Genomic DNA, 18,512 nt, shown 5'->3' with positions numbered 1-18,512 from the left:
GGTCATTACAAATTTTTGAAAGCTTAACGGCAGTTCTTTTAAGTGAGCCCGAAATCATGACATAAGCGCCACAATCTGAAGTCGCTTCAATAAGGTTTTCAGATTTTACGAAATTTCCATCAGTAAATTCAGAAAGAAAACCAATGGCCAAATCAGAATAACGATCGTGAGCATTGAGTCCTGTACCAATTGCTGTTGCTCCGAGATTAACTTCAAGAACTAAGTCACGACAACGAGATAGTGATCTTACCTCTTCTCGAAGGTTAACGGCCCATGAGTGAAATTCATCACCTAGAGACATTGGAACAGCATCTTGAAGTTGTGTTCGTCCCATCTTTAGAACCTTCTCAAACTCAATACCTTTCTTTTCAAAGCTATCTGAAAGCCCTTGGATGCGCTCAATTACTTTAGTCATATAAAAGTAAACTGCGACACGGAAACCTGTTGGGTAAGCATCATTAGTTGATTGTGACTTATTGACGTGATCATTTGGGTTTAGAACGCCATATTCACCACGCTTATGTCCATTCATCTCAAGTGCTACGTTAGCAATAACTTCATTAGTATTCATATTTACTGAAGTACCTGCTCCCCCTTGAAAGACATCAGTTGGGAAATATTTAAGATAATTATCTAAGTTGGCAAGGATCTCATCACAAGCGCCAATAATCATATCGCACTTATCATCTTCCATTGTACCGATTTCTTTATTGGCCGCGGCCGCAGCCTTCTTAGCAAGAACCATTCCCTTAACAAAGTTAGGATAGTCCCCAATTTTAGCATTTGATATTTGAAAATTATTTAGGGCCCTTTGAGTGTGAATCCCGTAGAGCATTTCATTATTTATTTCTAATTGTCCTAGCAAATCTTCTTCGATTCGATTCTTCATATAAATCTCCTATAGGAGTATTTAAACACAAGAACATAAAAAAGGCCCTCAAAAGAGGGCCTTCAAAAGCATAGGAGTATGAGTTATTTATTAACCCTTAATTCTGAAAATCTCTTGCATCATTTTATCTGCTGTAGAGATCGTCTTAGCATTAGCTTGGAAGTTTCTTTGAGACGTCATTAGGTTAACGAACTCACTTGCGATATCAACGTTTGAAAGCTCGATCGATTTAGAAAGAACTTGTCCACGTCCCGCTTCACCTGGTTTCCCCATTGCTGGTTGACCAGAGTTTTTAGATTCTTTGAAAAGGTTTTTCCCCATTTTGAAAAGACCTTCGTTATTATCGAATTTTGCAATAGCGATTTGAGCGATATCTCTTGTCTCACCATTGTCATATACTGCTGTAAGGATACCATCATCATTGAATGATAGAGATCCAAGAGTTGCGGCAGAAGCACCATCTTGAGTGTGTCTAGCAACTGCAGAACCTGAACCATACTGAGTTGAAGCATCAGTACCATCTCCACCTTCAGAGATTGATTCACCCCAAGAGAACTCAATTTTTTGACCTTGTTGTGCACCTTTATTGAAGTTGAAAGAGTTTGAAGACTCGATCTCTTCTTGAAGTTGACCCTTATCGTTGAAAACAAGTTGACCTTGTGCCATTTCAACCATCTTACCAGCTTCACCACCTTGAGCATCAGCACCATCGGCCATGATTCTATAAGTCCAGTTATTATCAGCTGTTTTGTTATAGTATGCAGTTACAAGACGAGCTGTACCTACGTTATCATATACTGTAATTGAAGAAGAAAAGTTTGAAGTTTCTTCTGGATTATTTGGATCGAATTGTTTTACAGAAACTCTTGAGTCAAGGTTCATTGAAAGCTTAACTTTTTCAGTTGCTTGAGCAGGAATTGTCGTGTTCCCTAGCTTAATTTCACCTTCTTTATTAGTAAGTGTTCCATCTTCATTTGATTTGAAACCAATTACTTTATATCCGTCACCGTTAACAAGCTCACCGTCTTTGTTAAAATGCATTGAACCATCTCTCGAATATCCATTTCCGAATGGAGCTTTTACTTTGAAGAAACCATCACCTTGAATTGCAAGGTCAGTGATTGACTCAGTTCTTGCAACATCACCTTGAGTCATGATCGGCTTAATGTGAGCTAGTTTTGTACCAGCACCGAATTGATCTCCACCTTCGATCCCTTTTAGAGAGACTGCAAGTACATCTTGGAATTCTGCTCTAGAAGCTTTAAAACCGTTAGTTCCAGCATTTGAAATGTTATCTGAAACAACGTTCATTCCCGCTCCTGAAGCGCTTAAACCAGATACACCAATGTTAAATGATCGTAAAATACTCATTCGTCCCTCCTAGACTAAAACCAAATCTAAATTTTTAGATCTAAAAACGACTAAATGGAATAAGGATTTTAAAAGGTGTGTTTACAACGACAGGCAAACACAAAGCTTCCGTTAGGACCAGCTAATTAAATCTTAAACCAATACAGTCGAATCAATTTTTGTAAAAACGTTACTCTCTATACTTCCCTTATCTATGGCCGTAACCACCTTCTTGGCCGGCACGTCCACGATATAGGCTGCTTTATCTGTAATCACTAAAGAATCTCTTCCCCCCTTACTTTGAAGTTTCTGGAAAGCATCCTTTAGCTTAAAAAATTCATTACTATCAATATCAATATTTCTCTCTTGCAGTCTCTTCGCCGCATGAGTCGAAAGTTGAATTCCGTGTTCTCTTTGAGTTTGCGCTAACTGATCTAAGTGATGCGCTTTATTGATCTTCTCATTCGAGATCTGATCATTCAGAAGATTCTTAAATTCTGACTGAGCAGCTTCATTACCACCACTAACGTTACCAAGACGATTACGAAGATCAACTTTCTTCGAACCAGGAACCTGGCTTACATTTGGAATATGAAAATTTGAAATATCTTTAGTTCCCATTTATTTCCAATTATTGGTTAGCGGAATTGTTAATATTATTATAGTTTTGAGCCGCCCTCTTTTGCAATGCGGCAATATTTTTATCGTTCATTTCTGAACCACCATTAGAAGCTTGTTTGAAGCTATCAACGTCACGAAGAAAAACTTTTTTTCCATTTTCTAGTGTGAAAATTGTTTCTCCATTATCAAAATCAACAGCGTTAACAACACCTGTCGACTTTGTTTCACCCTTAAATTTATTCATGTCCTTATCAAAGGCCCAAACCTCAAGAGTGTAATCACCTTTTGCAGCTCTGGTATTATCAAGTTGACGTCCATTCCAAGTAAGAGTGTGTTGTCCTCTTCCTAGGTTTTCGGCTTCAACCTTACCAATTAGTTGGCGATTTTTATCATAGATATTAACCATAACATTCTTAGCTTCTTTATCTAAGAAGAATGGAACATCTTTTCTGAAAGATTGACCATCATAAGTAACTGATGAACCTTTCGTTAAAATTTCTTTTCCTAAAAAACTTGCACCAAAAAACTTTAATTCTTGTGGGTCATTCTTCCCCATATTTTCAAGTTTTTGATTCATATTTGTCATCTGCTCTAATTGAGAAAATTGAGCTAGATCTGCAGAAAGTTGCTTTTGATCCATTGGCTTCATTGGATCTTGATGTGTAAGTTGGTGAGAAAGAAGTTTTAAGAAACCTTCTTGTCCCATTTTATTGTGATCTTTAGCATCAACGAATTTTTGATCAGCGATATTATTACCAGCAATACGGTTTAGTTCTTCACCAACTGAACCTTTTCCATTCCCCTTCGTCTGGCGAGGGGCCATACCGATTTGTGAAAATGAATTTCTCTGTTGTGGTTTTCCGATTCCTGGCATTATGCACCTATGCGTTCGCTATATTCTTGCCATCTTCTTTGACGGCCCTCTCTTGCATCTTGAAAACTATTAAATGCAAAAGAATCTTCATTATCTAATTGTCTCGCATAATCAGACTCATTTCCAGTCATTTTTGAAGTGGAGATTTTGTCCGATTGTCTTTCACTATTACGCTTTTCATTTTTGAAGCTCTCAGACTGAGATGCCGTATCACTCATTTGACCAGATGTTGCCGTATGAATTTTAAAGTCAGCAACTCTAACACCTTTCATATCAAGGTTCTTTAATAACTTAACTTCGTTTTCTTTAAAGAACTCTTTTGCTTCAATCGTTGTCGCTTCGATATTTAGTGCGATCATACCATTAGCATCTTTATTGGCAGTAACATTAAAATGTCCTAGCTCATTATGCTTAACTAGTACTTGTAAAGACTTACCGTTTTCAATACGGTTCATCTCAATATAGTTAGTTACTTCTTTGATCATTTGATCTGCATTAGATACATTTGAAAGATCGAGAACTTCTGGAGCTTTGCCTAAATTGATTTCTGCTTTGAAGTCATTTGTTGCATTAGTATTTCCAAGAGCACCAATTAAATTATTTTGAACTTGCGGAGCTCTTCTATCGCCTTTTGTCGCAATATCAGATGAGAAGTCCTCAACTTTTGGTTCACTCTTCATACGAATAATTGAGTTATTCTTATGAGATGCTTCCTTGGCAAACTTATTCATATGAAGACTATTTGAAGTTTTCATATCATTTGCAACTTGGTTATTTAAAACTTGGCGATTTGCTAAGAAGTCTGCACCACTTGCAAGATTTTTATTATTTGTAGCAACTGACTTCTTGCCTTTAAATAGGTTTGTTGAGGCCATTCTTAAAAGATTATTATCCTTCGTCCCCTCAACAATTTTTTCAGGTGTCGCCTGTGCTGAATCAATAATAGCTTGAGTGTTCTTTCCTAAAAGAGCATTTGTCTTAACACCCTCTGCAGCAAGTTTTGGAGCTTGTTTGCTCTCAAGAGTTGACTCAAGTTTAGAATTAGCAAGCGATGTCTTCGCTTTTTGTAATTCAACAATATTCTTAGTCCCAAGAATATTATCAATATCACTATGCTTACCTACTGGAGTTTTTTCTGCTGAACTTAGAGTTGATATTAAAGAAGTCGGCGCTGTGTGCTTGGCCATGGCCTTTGCCATCTTTGGACTATGTGATTCTTTAATAAGGGTATTTGTATTTGCTTTTCCCTCTTTAAGAAGCTCTCTAACTTCTTGGTGAGAGATCTTTTCGTTAACTGGGTTTTTAAGGTTTTGCTTATCTTGCTTAAGTAACTTTGAATTTGACAATAATCCCTCGGCCACATTCGTAGTCTGAAGTGATTTTTGTCCTTTGGACTCCCCACCTAGAAGTAGTTTACTAAACTCTTCCTTTTGTCCTTTTGAAAGCTTCTTATTGGCATGACTTGTAAGTAGGTTATCAACAGAGCTAGCTTTGGCCTGCTCTTTTGTCCCCTTTGCTTTTAAGTTATGTCCAATTAAGTTTTTAAGCATTACTCTTTGTCCCTTTCTTTAACGCCTTGCAATATCTTTACATAAATTTACAAAAAAATTAACCATGGAAAAGTTTACCTCTACTTCTTCATCGTCATATATTGCTTTTGTAAGCGTGCTGAGATCTCTTTATCCATCATATTAAAGATCTTTGAAACCTTGACTGGATCGAGCTCTCCAAGAATCTTAATCGAGATTGATGGGTCCTGTTGAGATAATAAGTTTGCTGCTGTTTGTGGCCTCATATTGGAAACGACGTCAACCATATGAATGACGCGTTTTTGTTCATCAGAGTCTTTCTTATCAAGACATGAAAGAAAATTCGTTTGATAGGCCTTAAATTCTTTAATTCGCCCCTCAAGTTCCTGTTGGTTAACAACAACTTGTTCTTGTTGATTCTTTAAGGCCTTTTCACGAGTGGCCAGCTCCTCTTCTTTTTTAAGAAGTTCTTTTGAGAACTCAATCAACTTTGAGCGCCCTACTTTCTTCATCTTCTTTTCAAGGGCCACTTCAAGTGCCTTATCAAATTCTTCTTGCGAATAAATCTTCTTCTCTTCTGCTGTGGCAGTCAGTGAAGATGATAATATTAATACTAAAAGAAATAACCTTTTCATTTTAAGCTTCCCCGGCCAATTTTCGAGCATGCCTCTTTGCCATCATTAATTCATCAATAGCTTCCTGGCGCTTCTTTTCAATGACCCTATTTTGTTCTGTTTCAAATTCATTTTTTAAATTATCAATTACTTTCACTTCACCTTTAGCAACAGAAAGTTCTTTGACCTTCTCTTGATATTGTCTCTCAACAGCATGTAAATGATTTTCTAAGACTTTAATTTCGTCTCTTTTAGATTGAATAAACATTGGAAAGAATTGAGCATTTCTTCCTGACGTATATGTATCAAAGAAGGCTTCTTGTGCCTTATATGTTTCTTCAATATCTTGATGACACTTGGCAATTGCTTCGTTCAAACGGCCTTTTTCGATATTAATCTGCCCGAGTTCAAGTTTCACTTTTTGTTCTTTGAACTCTCTTAACTTTAATAGGCCTTGTAGTTTAAACTTTTCTCTACGCAATTATATTACTCCTCATATGAGTTATATGCTTCTTCTGCATACTTTGCGAGGCCAACCATTGAATCATATAGTTCATCAATCGTTTGGTAATGGTCCTCACCTTGCATTTGCTTTAATAAGTCGTTTAGTTGATCGATAATGATCATGGCCTTATCAACCTTAGGGTTCGAACCTTTAGAGTAAGCACCGACATTAATAAGATCTTCGTTATCACGATAAGCAGACATAAGATCACGCATATGTCCTGCAACAACTCGATGTTCGCTAGAAACAACTTTATTCATTACCCTCGATAGTGATTGTAGAACATCAATCGCAGGGAATTGGTTCTTTGAAGCAAGAGCACGAGATAAAATAATGTGTCCATCACTAATCCCCCTTACGGCATCAGCAATCGGCTCATCCATATCTCCCCCTTCAACAAGAACAGTATAAATACCTGTAATGGAACCAGCGTCAGCCTTTGTTCCCGCGCGCTCCATTAATTTTGGAAGCTGTGCAAATACAGTTGGTGTATAACCTTTTTGGCCTGGAGGATCTCCAGCACTTAATGAGATCTCACGTGATGCCATGGCAAAACGTGTAATTGAATCCATCATTAAGAGTACATCATTATTCTGATCTCTAAAGTATTCAGCAAATGTTGTGGCCACATAAGCAGCCTTCATACGAATAAGGGCGGAAGTATCGGAAGTTGCAACCACAACTATTGATTTCTTTAAACCTTCCTCACCAAGGTCGTGTTCAATAAATTCACGAACCTCACGTCCACGCTCTCCAATTAGAGCAATAATATTAACGTCAGCAGATGACTTCTGTGCAACCATCCCAAGCGTTACAGACTTACCAACACCAGAACCTGCCATAATAGCAAGACGCTGTCCCTTTCCTGCTGTCATAAAGGCATTAATAGCATTAACACCAGTATCAAGCATTTCACAGATCGGTGGACGCTCTAGTGGATTAATTGGTTCTCCAAAGATTGATCGCACTTCATTTGATCTTTTAATTGGCCCCTTACCATCAATTGGATTTCCTTGAAAGTCGATAACACGTCCAAGGTATTGCTCACCAACATTGACTTTTGTGACAAGCTCTTTTAGAAATACTTTTGTTTCTGAATTGATTCCCGCTATCTCTGAATAAGGCATTGTTAAACACTTTGGCCCATCAATAGCAACAACTTCACCTAGACAACGATCACCAAACTCCGTTAAGAATTCAACATTAGAACCAATAACTGCGCGAGAAAGGTTTACTTCATAAAGCATCCCTTTTGAGGCACATACCTTCCCTACTTTTTGGTAAGGAGTGGCGTATTCATATGCCTTATGAATTGCTTCTAGATCTAATGTAGAGAAATTATTGTGATTCATCCGAGTCGTCCTCTGAACTTGCTAATCCTACTGCTTCAAATAACTTATCAAGACTATCGAGTTGCGTCTTCAAGCTACCATTGACAATACCGTTTTGAGATTCAACGACAATACCTGGTGCTTCTATATCATAGTCAATTTCAACACGAGTGTTAGTAAGTTCCCCAAGTTTACCTTGAACAACTTCTAAGACTTCAGGCATTTGTTCAAAATGCTTCTCATTGACACGAATTAGAAGGTTTTCTTTTGTTTGCGCTTCCACAATAAGCTTTTCAAGAAGACGAATAATATATTCACCATCATCTTTAAGCTCTTTAAGAACAATCCATTTTGCAATTGTTCTAAGCAGTGTATATGTTTGCATTTTTTGAGCAGAAAGAAGTCCTACTTGAGTACTTAAAACTTCTGAAACCATATCGTTTAAAAGAAGTATCTTCTCTTCCGCAGCTCCAGCAAGCTCAACCTTTACTTCTTCTCTTCCCTGCTCGCGTCCTAACTCAAGTCCTTCACGGTATGCATCTTCTTTGATTGCTTCAATTTGACGTGCAACCTCTTCATGGACAGCTTGAGTAAAGTCGCTCTCTTCTTGTGCACGTACACCTCTGTGTTCGTGTACGATAGGGTTTAGATCAAAACCAGTGTCTTTGGCCAGCTCTCTTTCAACGCGAATAATCTTCTGCTTCTCTTCAATTTCACGAATCGACATACCTTCGAAATCTTGAAACTCAAATTCCTCAACACTAGAGTTAAGTGGTTTTTGAGAGAAAGAGTGAAATTCATATTCTTTTACATCACGAGTCATACTACGGCCATCAACCTATTATTAAATATTAAACAAGGGCATCGCCATCTCCACCACGAGAGATAAACGCCTTACCTTGTTGTTCAAGTTCTTTACACTTATGCACAATTTCAGCTTGAGCTTTTTCAACATCAGAAAGTTTTGTTGGCCCAAGAGCATCAAGGTCTTCCTGTAGAAGAGTTGCTGCACGATTTGACATATTTCTAAATAGCTTCGCTTTAATCTCTTCAGGTGCTGTCTTAAGAGCAATAACAAGCTTCTGTTGATCAACTTCCTTAAGAAGTGCCTGGATACCACGATCATCAACATAAACAAGGTCTTCGAAAACGAACATAAGCTTACGAATTTCTTCTGCAAGTTCAGGATCTTTTTCCTCAACTCGCCCCATAATATTCTTCTCAGAATTCTTATCCATAAGGTTAAGCATATCTGCGATTGGCTCAACACCACCAAGTTGGTTTGTATCGATAGTTCCAAGAGTTGAAAGCTCAGTCTTAAGAACATCATCAAGTTGCGCAATAAGCTCAGGAGATACGAAGTCAAGGTTTGCTACCCTTAAAACAACTTCGGCCTGAAGACCTTCTGGAAGACGTCTAAGAACATCAACCTTACGCTCTGCTGATAAGTGCGCAATGATAAGCGCGATTGTTTGAGGGTGCTCGTTAATTAGGAAGTTTGCAAGTGTTCTGGTATCAACTAGCTCCAGTGACTCTAGTGTCTGGTTGGCACCAACATCAATAATTTGACCAAGAAGTTGCTTAGCTCGATCTTCCCCTAGAGCGTTTACAATAAAGTCTCTTGATGAGTTATCAGAGAAAAGTAGATCATTTTCTTCGTTAAGTTCAGAATAGAATTCTTCAAGAACACGCTTGATCATCCAAATTGGCGCTTTCTTAACATTAGACATCGCATTGATAAGACGCTTTACGTCGTTATCGCGCATATGTGCGAATATAAGTTGTGTCGTACTCACACCAAGAGAACTAAGCAGAAGTGCTGCTTTGTCTTGTCCTGATAGTAGCGAGTATTCTACATCTGGGTCTAATGATTGATCGGCCACTTTTCTCTCCTCTTCCTTAAAGGGCTCTATTACTTATTATCATTACGCAATCTGCTTATCAGATTCCGTACTATGAATCATATCATGCACAATCTGTGCCGCTTTTGCAGGGTTTCCTTCAACCAGTGAGATGATCTTCTCACGTAGCATATTCCCTTCAATTTTCTCTGGATTAAGTTTCTCTTCAATCTGTGGAAGAGCATCCTCAAGTCCAGGTAGCTTTTGATTTGCTTGTACTTTTTCAAGTTCTTCAAGAGTTCTAGGTAAGAAGTCTTCTACTGTCTCTACCGCGTTGTCTGTTACCCATTGAATAAACGGACGAACAACAACGAAGAAGAATAGAGAAATCGTTAAACCAATTGCAAGATACTTAAAGATATTCTTGATCAGCTCTCTATTTTCACGCTCACGCATAAGAGCATCAATAGCTTCAAGATCTTCTTGTTGGAACTCCATATTCTTAATTGTGATAACATCACCACGACGGTTATCAATTCCAAGAGTTGAAGCAACGATCGCTTGAAAATTAGCGATATCAGCTTCTGACCATGGCTCATACTTAGTTACCGTCTTACCATCTACAGTCTGAGTCACATGCTTACCATCGACCATAACTGCTGCTGAAATCTTTCTCACTGATGCAGTCGGAGACTTTGAGCGAGTCACTTTCTTTGGTACGTTATAGTTTCGAGTTGCTAGCTCTTTCTTAACATCATTTCTTGTTTCAGGCACACCTGGTTGAGGTTGCTCTCCAGGTAGATTTGAACGGGCCCCAGGAATTCCTTGCGGAGAAGGACGTGATCCCTGTAGATTTTGAGTATTTGTTACTTCAGAAAGAACAGCTTTGTTTTCAGAATCATAAGTTGTTTGAGTTGAAACACTTTCAGTGAAGTCCATATCAACCGAAACTTTGGCGATAACTTTTCCTGCACCAACTACTCTCGTTAGGATATCTTCAATTTGCTTTTCATACTTTCTATTAAGCTTTGACTCAAGAGCAAGACGATTTGCCGTATTGGCAGTCATTGCATCACCAATATTCTCAGAAAGTTTCTTTCCTCTGTGATCAAGGATAACAACACCCTCTCCTCTCATTCCTTCAACAGATGAAGCAACAAGTGAAGAGATCCCTTTAATTTCTTGTTCTGTTAGAGTTACACCACGATTTAGCTCAAGAACAACAGAAGCCGTTGGTGGTTTCTTTTCAGAAACAAATGGTGAAGACTCAGGGATATTTAAGTGAACACGAGCTCTCTTAACACCTCTTAGGTGCTTAATCGTTTTAATTAGCTCGCCTTCAAGTGCTCTTTGCTTATTTACTTTTTGAACAAAAGAAGTTGTTCCAAAAGATTGATTATCAAAAACTTCATAACCTACAGTTCCAGAAAATGAGAAACCTGAAGTCATCATTTTAAGACGTACAGTTTCAATCATATCCTCAGGGATACTAATTGTTTTCCCATCTGCAGAAGTTTTCTTCTCGACGTTATTCTGACTTAAGAAGACCTCAACCTTTGTCATATCTTCTTTATTAAGATCAGAATAAAGAACTTTATAATTAGTGTGAGTGGCCCAAAGGACAACACCTAGTAGGAAGACTAGAATAACCCCAGTAACAGCAAAGAGAGAAATCTTCTTTCCTGCATCAAGTTCTCCATAGAACTCTTTGAAGTTTCTAAGCATTTTATCGAAAAAATCTTTCACGTATCCTCCTGACACCTGAAACTCTTAATTCATCCTAAATTAAGAGATCATTAACAACTAGTTATTAACTAGACTTGCATTCTCATTACTTCTTTATAAGCGTCAATTACTTTGTTACGAACTTGGTTCATTGTCTTAAAAGCAATTTCAGCTCTTTCAACAGCTAGCATAGTTTCGTGGATATTCTTACTCTCACCACTAACTAATTTCTCAATAGCTGTGTTAGCTTCTTTTTGTAAATTGTTAACATCCATGATCTGATTTGCTAGTAGTTCAGAAAACGACTGACTCTTCTCAGATGGTGCTACTTTAGAGAGCTCATCAAAGCCTTCTAACTTAAATTCTTCCGCGCCACCAGTTGGACTAGTCCACTCGCGCATTTTATGTGAGTTAAAGACGTCATTCATTGTAGTAATATTATTGATCGCCATGGTTTAACCCCTTTCCTTTATTCTTAGTTTCCACTTCCAATTTCAAGCGCTTTCATCGCCATACTCTTAGTTGTATTCATTACGTTAATATTCGCTTCATAACTTCTTGAAGCTGAAATCATATCTGCCATCTCTTCCATTACATTGATATTTGGATAGGCAACATACCCTTGCTCATTTGCATCAGGGTGATTTGGTTCATACTTTAGGATTGGTGGTTTATCGCTTGATACAACTTCTGTTGCATGAACAGATTGAGCAACCTCACCCATCTCACCTTCTAAAATATCCGAAAAGCTTTCACGAGCAGGCTCGCTTCCAAAAGCAACTTCTTTCTTACGATATGGACCACCTTCGGCCGTTCTTGTCGTCTGAGCATTTGCAATATTTGAAGAAATCGCTGCCATGCGCTTCTTATTTGCTGCAACACCTGATGAACTAATTTTTAAACTCGTTAGTAAATCCATTATCTCCCCCTACTCTATTTTTCAGAGTTAATTGTATATTTAAGCATCCCTAGTTTCTTATTTAGTAACTTTACCGATGCATCATACAAAATTTTATTTTCTGCCATTTTGGCCATTTCAGCGTCTCTGTCGACAGTATTCCCATCTTCAGAGACGATGCCATTTGGATCATCATAAATTTCAGGTTGAAGATTTTCAAAACCACCATTGCCAACGTCAAAGTGTTTCTCTTCAGAGGTCAACATTTCAAGATTCCCATCGACGTCTAAAGCTCTTGCAAGTGCTTCTTCAAAGTCAACTCGCTTGGCCTTATAACCAGGTGTATCTGCATTAGCGATATTTGAAGTTAAGACCTCATGTCGGATCTGCCTTAAATTCAAAGATGCAGCTAGTGCTTTTAATGTCTTATCCTCAACCCTCATGATGATACCTTATCTTAAGTTAACAAAGTATGAGTTTCCGTCTCCACGGTACTCATTGATTTTGTTTCTTAGTGTTCTAATTGATACACCAAGAATCTTTGCTGCTTGAGTTCTATTTTCAGAAGTATGGATAAGTGCCTTCTTGATAAGTAGCTTCTCAGCTTCTTTAAGAGACATTAATCTAATTCCTTCTGAATCATCTTCAGAGATAACATTTACTGCTTTCTTCTCACCGATCTCAAGGTGCTCAGCTGAAACTTCGTTTCCTTCAAAGTTAGCTAGTGCATTTTCGATAACTGCCTTAAGTTCTTTTACATTGTGAGTCCAGTAGTGAGAAAGAATCTTATTCATTGCTTCTTCTTGAACAGAAACTTCAGCACCACCAAGAGTTGTCTTGATAATATTTTTTGCGATGTACTCTAGGTCACCAACTCTTTCTCTTAGTGGAGTAAGAGTGATTGAGTTAGATGAAATGAAAGTATAAAGGCCACGGTAAAAACGACCAGCTCCAACAAGCTTAGAAAGGTTCTTAGTTGTTGTTGCAACCATTCTTACATCAATTTCATAGTCAGTTAGTTCACCAAGGATTTTGTGAAGCTTTTTTTGAAAAGTATCTTCTAGTCCATCTACGTTTACTAGAACAACAGTACCACCATTTGCGTTTTCGAATGCACCTTTAATGAAACGTCCTGTTTCTGGGTCTCTATAACCTAAGATCTCATTCTCAACTTGGTTTGCGTCTGCTGCACAGTCTACAGTTACAAATGGTTTTCCCTGTCTTGTTGAATTTTCATGGATAAAACCAGCTAGTGTCTTCTTACCAACACCTGCTTCACCAACAATAAGAACTGGTGCTTTTGTAACAGCAACGTTGTTTGCAACTTTAAGTGCCTTAACTATTTTAGGATCCTGTCCAAAAATTTCCGCTGTAAACGTATTCATCTGACCTCCTGTCTGTCGTTTGCCCGATCCGTGGGCTAAATTATAGTGTACGTTTTTTTAAGTTAACTAGTGTTAGCTCTGTCCTGGCCAACTCTTTCAGATAATCCTTTGCTTCGCTATCTGAAAGTATTTCATTTAATAACTTTTCACCTGTTGTGAAATCGTTTTGTCTTAGGCTTTCCTTTCCTAATAAAAACTTCACGCGGTTCTTATAAAGTGATTTTTCATAATCGTTTAAGAATGCTCTTGCTTCATCTGATGCAATTTTATTTGCTTTCTTAAATAAGATTTCAATTCTTTGGTAGTTAACTCTTTCTCTTAATCCTTCAACAACAGTATCAGCGATTTGGAATGAGCTTGCGTCTTTTAGAAGAGCTGTTGATACCTTTAAGTACTTATCAAATTTCTTACTCTCATAAATTGACTCAAGGTAAAATTGGATTGAATCAACAAGATCTTTAGCATCAATTGAGTTCGCATTTGCATCACTTGCATAGAATTTTTCGTACTCTTTTTCGGCCTTTGCAAACTCTCCTCTCTTATAGTGAGCAAGAGCTTTGTAAAATGTGATTTTTTCAAATCCTGGGTAGTCTTTTTTTGTACTCGCGATGATGCGATCTACTGAAGTGTAATTTTTTAGCTTTAGATTTCTTAGAATTTGTAGCTCGTTCTTATACAAGTCCAACTTCTTAACTTCCTTGCGAGAAACCCATAAAGGGAAAGTATGAGCAGTTTCCTTTTTGCTCGCTATCATTTTCTCATACATTTTCTGAAATCCGTCCCACAGTGTAAGATTTATATACGATTTCGCGATAATAAACTGGATTTCAGGATCAGCACCGATCTTTGTAAAATAAGTATCTTTGTAAATTTCCCAAGCGCGGATAGCTCGGGCAAACTTACCTTCTTCAAAGTTTGTCTTGATGATTCCGTAAACAATTTCGGCTCCATCAGCTTCAAAAACCTTCTTTTCACTAATTTTCATGGCCGCAATTGGTAGTGCAGTCAAGAATGTTAGGGCCTCTTCATATTGCCCATCAACAATGAACGTTCTTAAACGAGTTTGCCACAGAAGCATTTCAAGATCTTTGTTTAGCTTCTTATCAGTTCCCTTATCAAGGAAAACTCTTGTTTCAATATCTTTTGTATCTGGCTTAATCTTTCTAATAGTGCGAACACCAACATAACGGATACGTGCCTCTAGACTCACCTCTTGATTCTGAGCTCTGTTGATTGCATTCTTATAAAGCTCTAGCACTTCATTCTTTGGACGATCCTGAAGATCAGCAATTAGCGCCATACGTAGTCTTGCCTGAGCAGATTCACTTACGTAAGAGTACTTAGAAATAAAAGTATCATAAATTCTAAATGCTTTCTCATATTGTGATGTTCTAAAGTATGCTTCTGCAGCATTGTAGTAGATCGATGGAAGGTACTCACCTTTAGTCGTTTTAACGAATGCCTCGTAAGCACCGATCACTTTTTCTTCATCATTTTGTCTTAGGTAAGTATACATTTCATAGGCCTTAAGCTTTTGCTTAGAAATGATCTTAACTAAAGTCTTATCTTTGATTAGGTTTTCAACCTTCTCTACTTGATTTAAATTTGCAAGAGATGAAAGGATGTACTCACCCATATACTCTAGTTCTTCGTAATCAAAATTCTCTTTTGCATCACTGAAGAATCTCTTGGCATATTTAAGGGCCTTAACAAAGTCTTTCTTTTCACGGTAGAACTGAACGAGGTATTTGTAGATACCTTTTCTTAGGTCATAAATATCAGTTCTCTCAAGAATATTCGTATACATTGAAACGGCCGTATCAACTGGCTTAATATCACCCTTTTCAAGAGTTTCTCTTAAAAGAGCATTGGCCTTCATGTAGTCATTGTAAGGATTGTAAGACTGTGAAAATTTCTTCTCATAAAGCTTAATCGACTTATACATAAGTCCCCACTTACCTTTTCTATAAAGATTAAGAGTAAGTTGCATATGAGCTTCTTTTTCATTCTTATTGTAATCAAAATTCTTAATTGGAAAGAAGTACTCTGCTGTCTTTCTATTGGTTAGAATTTGTGTTTTTAACTCTGGTGCAAGTGCTTGGTAGTCCCAGATAAAAGAGGCCCCATATCTAAAATCACGATATGGATTCGCTTTCTTAGCAGGAGCCTTTTTAACAACATTTTTTCTAACTATCTTTGGAGCTGGTTTAACAGCTTTAGACTTTTTTACAAACTTTGGTGTCGACTGTTGCGCTGATGCTTCATTCTTCTTTACCAGAGTTGAAATATCTTTGATCGCTGCTTGCTTATTTGTTACTGCACCATCTTTCCAGAAGTCGACAAAGTAAGCACGGTCACGATTCTTATAGAATGAGAAAACTTCTACATTCTTTTTAAGCATTAAAGAGATTGTGAAAACATTATTTCCAGACGTTGGCTCAGTATAAGAGATTCTCTTAATATACTTTGATGAAGAGAAATTCTTCAGCCCATCTTTTACCTTTGAGTAAATATCACCATCTAAAGTCGAGAATGATACCTCTGAGTTAGATTTTGTTACATTAACTAGTTTCTTATCAATAAAGAATTTAACACGTAGAAAGTCATTGTGAGCTTCTGGTGTAACAATTGATGCTGATGCAATATTTAGGAAGGCAGTACTAAAAATAAGTACGATAAAAGATAATAAATTTTTTGAATTAAAATCTATCTTCATTTGGTAGAAACTTCCTGTTTCAAATTTAATAACGTCAATTATTTGGCAATTTCTTCGTCCTAAAGCATGCCGTGAATCTATTTTACAATATTTTGAAATATTTCAAAGGAAAATTTTTCTCATGGGACGTTTTTTCCATGTCAAAGTTTTTACACAACAGGATATTAGGCATTTAAAAAGCCGACTGTGAAAGTCGGCTTAAGTATTGGTGTCATATTGGCTATGTTAAGAAGAAATTTATTGTTGAATATTAACGTCTAAATTTCTCTTCTTCATTTTTTCAATAAGCGTTGTACGATTCATCTGTAACAGCTTTGAAGCTTGGTTCTTATTACCATTCGTTTTAATAAGGGCCTGCTTAATTAAAGACTCTTCTACTTCATTCATAAAATCTTTTAAATTGATACCATTATCTGGAAGACTGACAAGATCATCAGTATCAATTGTCGAGCGATTAGTAAGAGCTAAAATCTTTGGTGGCAGATCCTGAGGTCTAATTTTATTTCCACCTCTTAAGATAACAAGTCTTTCAATTAAATTCTCTAGTTCACGAACGTTACCAGGCCATTCATAAGACATAAGAATTTCAAAAGTCTCATCATCTAATTCAATATCATTTCTTCCATCGGCACTTACAAAGCGCGATAGGAAGTATGAAATTAAAAGTGGTATATCCTCTCTGCGATCTTTTAATGCAGGAATCTTTATCGGAATAACATTAAGTCTATAGTAAAGGTCTTCTCTGAAGTTACCTTGCTGAACAGAGTCTTCAAGATTTCTGTGTGTTGCTGTAATGATACGTACATCAACTGGAGTTGTTGTTGAAGAACCAACGCGCTCAATTTCTCTTTGTTGGAGAACTCTAAGAAGTTTAACTTGTAAAAGTAGTGGCATATCACCAATTTCATCTAAGAAGATTGATCCACCATCAGCAGCTTCAAAACGTCCCATTCGACTTGATACAGCGCCAGTAAAGGCTCCCTTCTCATGTCCAAAGAGTTCACTTTCTAGAAGCTCACCAGGGATGGCACCACAATTTACATTAACAACTTTATTATGATTACGATTTGAAGATAAGTGAATTGCCTTTGCTACAAGCTCCTTCCCCGTTCCAGAAGGGCCTCCAATTAAGATCGTTGAACTCGAAGCTGCAACTTTCTTTATGCGCTCAAAGATTTTTCTCATTGGCTTAGAGCGGCCGATCATCCCACAAAACATATCGTCTTCAGTAGGCATCTCTAGCTTATACTTAGTTCCAAACGAGCGCTTATCACTGGCAGAACTTGTTCCAGCATTGATCTCAAGGCTTTCTCGATATTCAAGCTTATGAACAAGGGCCCTAACCACAAGGTCTTTAAGAGCTTCAAGTTCGAAAGGCTTAGTTAGATAGTGAAAAACACCTTTCTTAGTTGCCGCAATTGCTGTTTCAATAGAGGCAAAGCCTGTCATAGCAATAGAGCTAAAAGTTAGGCCACGCTCTTTTAATAAGTCGATTAGATAGAGTCCATCAGACGAGTTATCTTCAAAGCTAATGTCTGTAATTAAACAAAAGCGATCAACTTGATTCTTAGTAATATGCTCGATTGCAGGTGTTGGAGAAGAGAAACTAATAACTTCTAGATTTATCTTCTTACTTAGATACTTCGTTATCATTGCGGAAAGAGTTTGATCATCTTCCACGACAATAATCACTGGTTTTCTTCCTTGATCGATTTTTACTTCATTTTCTGATTCATCATTTGAGAATGTATCAGTTAGAAAATTAAAATCATTCTTCATGTGTTGTTGCCTCTCATCGTGTGAGGTTAAAAATTGTCCCACTAAAATGGTATCGAATAAATCGTGGACGTGTCAATTTTTTAACACCATGATAAAACTTCCGAAACTAGCATAAATAGCTAATATCACAGGTTTATATATAAATATTAGTGTCTAAAAGTTTCTTACAATATCTAAGAAATAATGAACAACTTTGTCTGGCCCACCGGCCATTATCCAAATAAAGAGGAAGAAGCTTGAGATAGCTGAGCAAAAAGCAAAGAAAATTGGAGGAAGAGTGTAGCCTCTTAACCAATAGTAGTACGCAAAGCGGCCACCAATGATCATAATTGGAATCGACCAGAATGGTGTGTAGCGTAATGTAAACATGAGGAATTCATTCATAGGATAAGTATAATCGCATTTGAAAAAAAAGAAAGGCATTCCCATTAGTCGGCCCTTGAGTCGAACCGTCG

General features: G+C 37.4%; 18 protein-coding genes. All 18 read right to left on the bottom strand.

Annotated features, from left to right (window positions below; genetic code table 11):
* On the bottom strand, window positions 1-889 hold an 889-nt coding region (locus ABMA79_RS00490), incomplete at its 3' end, for a lyase family protein (protein WP_393089388.1).
* A 90-nt stretch (window positions 890-979) separates the two neighbouring features.
* Window positions 980-2,260: a flagellar hook protein FlgE gene (locus ABMA79_RS00485; protein ID WP_392857403.1), complete on the bottom strand. Its 1,281-nt coding sequence runs from the start codon at window positions 2,258-2,260 to the stop codon at window positions 980-982.
* A gap of 132 nt (window positions 2,261-2,392) precedes the next feature.
* Window positions 2,393-2,860 carry a TIGR02530 family flagellar biosynthesis protein gene (locus tag ABMA79_RS00480; RefSeq protein ID WP_392857404.1) on the bottom strand — a complete coding sequence of 156 codons (468 nt, stop codon included), beginning with the start codon at window positions 2,858-2,860 and terminating at the stop codon, window positions 2,393-2,395.
* 10 nt (window positions 2,861-2,870) lie between these two features.
* Window positions 2,871-3,734, bottom strand: a complete 864-nt coding sequence (locus tag ABMA79_RS00475) for a flagellar hook assembly protein FlgD (RefSeq protein WP_392857405.1) — start codon at window positions 3,732-3,734, stop codon at window positions 2,871-2,873.
* Window positions 3,734-5,284: a hypothetical protein gene (locus ABMA79_RS00470; protein WP_393089385.1), complete on the bottom strand. Its 1,551-nt coding sequence runs from the start codon at window positions 5,282-5,284 to the stop codon at window positions 3,734-3,736. Before ABMA79_RS00470 ends, ABMA79_RS00475 begins: the two co-directional genes overlap by 1 nt.
* A gap of 80 nt (window positions 5,285-5,364) precedes the next feature.
* Window positions 5,365-5,898: a hypothetical protein gene (locus ABMA79_RS00465; RefSeq protein ID WP_392857410.1), complete on the bottom strand. Its 534-nt coding sequence runs from the start codon at window positions 5,896-5,898 to the stop codon at window positions 5,365-5,367.
* Between the two features lies 1 nt (window position 5,899).
* A complete protein-coding gene (locus ABMA79_RS00460; RefSeq protein ID WP_393089382.1) occupies window positions 5,900-6,358 on the bottom strand; it encodes a flagellar FliJ family protein in 459 nt (152 codons plus the stop codon).
* Between the two features lie 5 nt (window positions 6,359-6,363).
* On the bottom strand, window positions 6,364-7,734 hold the full coding sequence (locus tag ABMA79_RS00455; RefSeq protein ID WP_392857413.1) for a FliI/YscN family ATPase: 1,371 nt from the start codon (window positions 7,732-7,734) through the stop codon (window positions 6,364-6,366).
* A complete protein-coding gene (locus tag ABMA79_RS00450; RefSeq protein WP_393089379.1) occupies window positions 7,721-8,536 on the bottom strand; it encodes a FliH/SctL family protein in 816 nt (271 codons plus the stop codon). The genes ABMA79_RS00455 and ABMA79_RS00450 overlap by 14 nt, the downstream gene beginning before the upstream one ends.
* Window positions 8,537-8,564: 28 nt before the next feature.
* Window positions 8,565-9,596: a flagellar motor switch protein FliG gene (gene fliG, locus ABMA79_RS00445; RefSeq protein ID WP_021266524.1), complete on the bottom strand. Its 1,032-nt coding sequence runs from the start codon at window positions 9,594-9,596 to the stop codon at window positions 8,565-8,567.
* Between the two features lie 42 nt (window positions 9,597-9,638).
* Window positions 9,639-11,300, bottom strand: coding sequence for a flagellar basal-body MS-ring/collar protein FliF (gene fliF, locus ABMA79_RS00440; RefSeq protein ID WP_392857416.1), 1,662 nt, complete (start codon window positions 11,298-11,300; stop codon window positions 9,639-9,641).
* A 68-nt stretch (window positions 11,301-11,368) separates the two neighbouring features.
* Window positions 11,369-11,731: a flagellar hook-basal body complex protein FliE gene (fliE, locus tag ABMA79_RS00435; protein WP_392857418.1), complete on the bottom strand. Its 363-nt coding sequence runs from the start codon at window positions 11,729-11,731 to the stop codon at window positions 11,369-11,371.
* Between the two features lie 23 nt (window positions 11,732-11,754).
* Complete coding sequence (gene flgC, locus ABMA79_RS00430; protein WP_021265925.1) at window positions 11,755-12,198, bottom strand: flagellar basal body rod protein FlgC; 444 nt, start codon at window positions 12,196-12,198, stop codon at window positions 11,755-11,757.
* Between the two features lie 14 nt (window positions 12,199-12,212).
* Window positions 12,213-12,620: a flagellar basal body rod protein FlgB gene (gene flgB / locus ABMA79_RS00425; protein WP_021266076.1), complete on the bottom strand. Its 408-nt coding sequence runs from the start codon at window positions 12,618-12,620 to the stop codon at window positions 12,213-12,215.
* A gap of 9 nt (window positions 12,621-12,629) precedes the next feature.
* Window positions 12,630-13,562, bottom strand: a complete 933-nt coding sequence (locus ABMA79_RS00420) for a sigma-54-dependent transcriptional regulator (protein WP_392857420.1) — start codon at window positions 13,560-13,562, stop codon at window positions 12,630-12,632.
* Between the two features lie 40 nt (window positions 13,563-13,602).
* Window positions 13,603-16,278, bottom strand: a complete 2,676-nt coding sequence (locus ABMA79_RS00415) for a tol-pal system YbgF family protein (protein ID WP_393089377.1) — start codon at window positions 16,276-16,278, stop codon at window positions 13,603-13,605.
* 237 nt (window positions 16,279-16,515) lie between these two features.
* Complete coding sequence (locus ABMA79_RS00410; protein WP_393089374.1) at window positions 16,516-18,057, bottom strand: sigma-54-dependent transcriptional regulator; 1,542 nt, start codon at window positions 18,055-18,057, stop codon at window positions 16,516-16,518.
* 153 nt (window positions 18,058-18,210) lie between these two features.
* The coding region (locus ABMA79_RS00405; RefSeq protein ID WP_393089372.1) for a hypothetical protein at window positions 18,211-18,512 on the bottom strand (302 nt) is incomplete at its 5' end.

It is taken from the genome of Halobacteriovorax sp. HFRX-2_2 (genome assembly GCF_043196705.1).
In the GTDB taxonomy this organism is placed as follows: domain Bacteria; phylum Bdellovibrionota; class Bacteriovoracia; order Bacteriovoracales; family Bacteriovoracaceae; genus Halobacteriovorax_A.
The sequence above is the reverse complement of the archived record's forward strand: the minus strand, read 5'-3'. Positions and strand labels throughout refer to the sequence as shown.

Bases quoted from the DNA above. Each gene is read 5' to 3' on its own strand.
- flgC (WP_021265925.1), bottom strand. From the start codon at position 12,198: ATGGATTTACTAACGAGTTTAAAAATTAGTTCATCAGGTGTTGCAGCA.
- fliE (WP_392857418.1), bottom strand. From the start codon at position 11,731: ATGGCGATCAATAATATTACTACAATGAATGACGTCTTTAACTCACAT.
- ABMA79_RS00450 (WP_393089379.1), bottom strand. From the start codon at position 8,536: ATGACTCGTGATGTAAAAGAATATGAATTTCACTCTTTCTCTCAAAAA.
- flgB (WP_021266076.1), bottom strand. From the start codon at position 12,620: ATGAGGGTTGAGGATAAGACATTAAAAGCACTAGCTGCATCTTTGAAT.
- ABMA79_RS00415 (WP_393089377.1), bottom strand. From the start codon at position 16,278: ATGAAGATAGATTTTAATTCAAAAAATTTATTATCTTTTATCGTACTT.
- ABMA79_RS00475 (WP_392857405.1), bottom strand. From the start codon at position 3,734: ATGCCAGGAATCGGAAAACCACAACAGAGAAATTCATTTTCACAAATC.
- ABMA79_RS00420 (WP_392857420.1), bottom strand. From the start codon at position 13,562: ATGAATACGTTTACAGCGGAAATTTTTGGACAGGATCCTAAAATAGTT.
- ABMA79_RS00480 (WP_392857404.1), bottom strand. From the start codon at position 2,860: ATGGGAACTAAAGATATTTCAAATTTTCATATTCCAAATGTAAGCCAG.
- ABMA79_RS00410 (WP_393089374.1), bottom strand. From the start codon at position 18,057: ATGAAGAATGATTTTAATTTTCTAACTGATACATTCTCAAATGATGAA.
- ABMA79_RS00455 (WP_392857413.1), bottom strand. From the start codon at position 7,734: ATGAATCACAATAATTTCTCTACATTAGATCTAGAAGCAATTCATAAG.
- ABMA79_RS00465 (WP_392857410.1), bottom strand. From the start codon at position 5,898: ATGAAAAGGTTATTTCTTTTAGTATTAATATTATCATCTTCACTGACT.
- ABMA79_RS00470 (WP_393089385.1), bottom strand. From the start codon at position 5,284: ATGCTTAAAAACTTAATTGGACATAACTTAAAAGCAAAGGGGACAAAA.
- ABMA79_RS00485 (WP_392857403.1), bottom strand. From the start codon at position 2,260: ATGAGTATTTTACGATCATTTAACATTGGTGTATCTGGTTTAAGCGCT.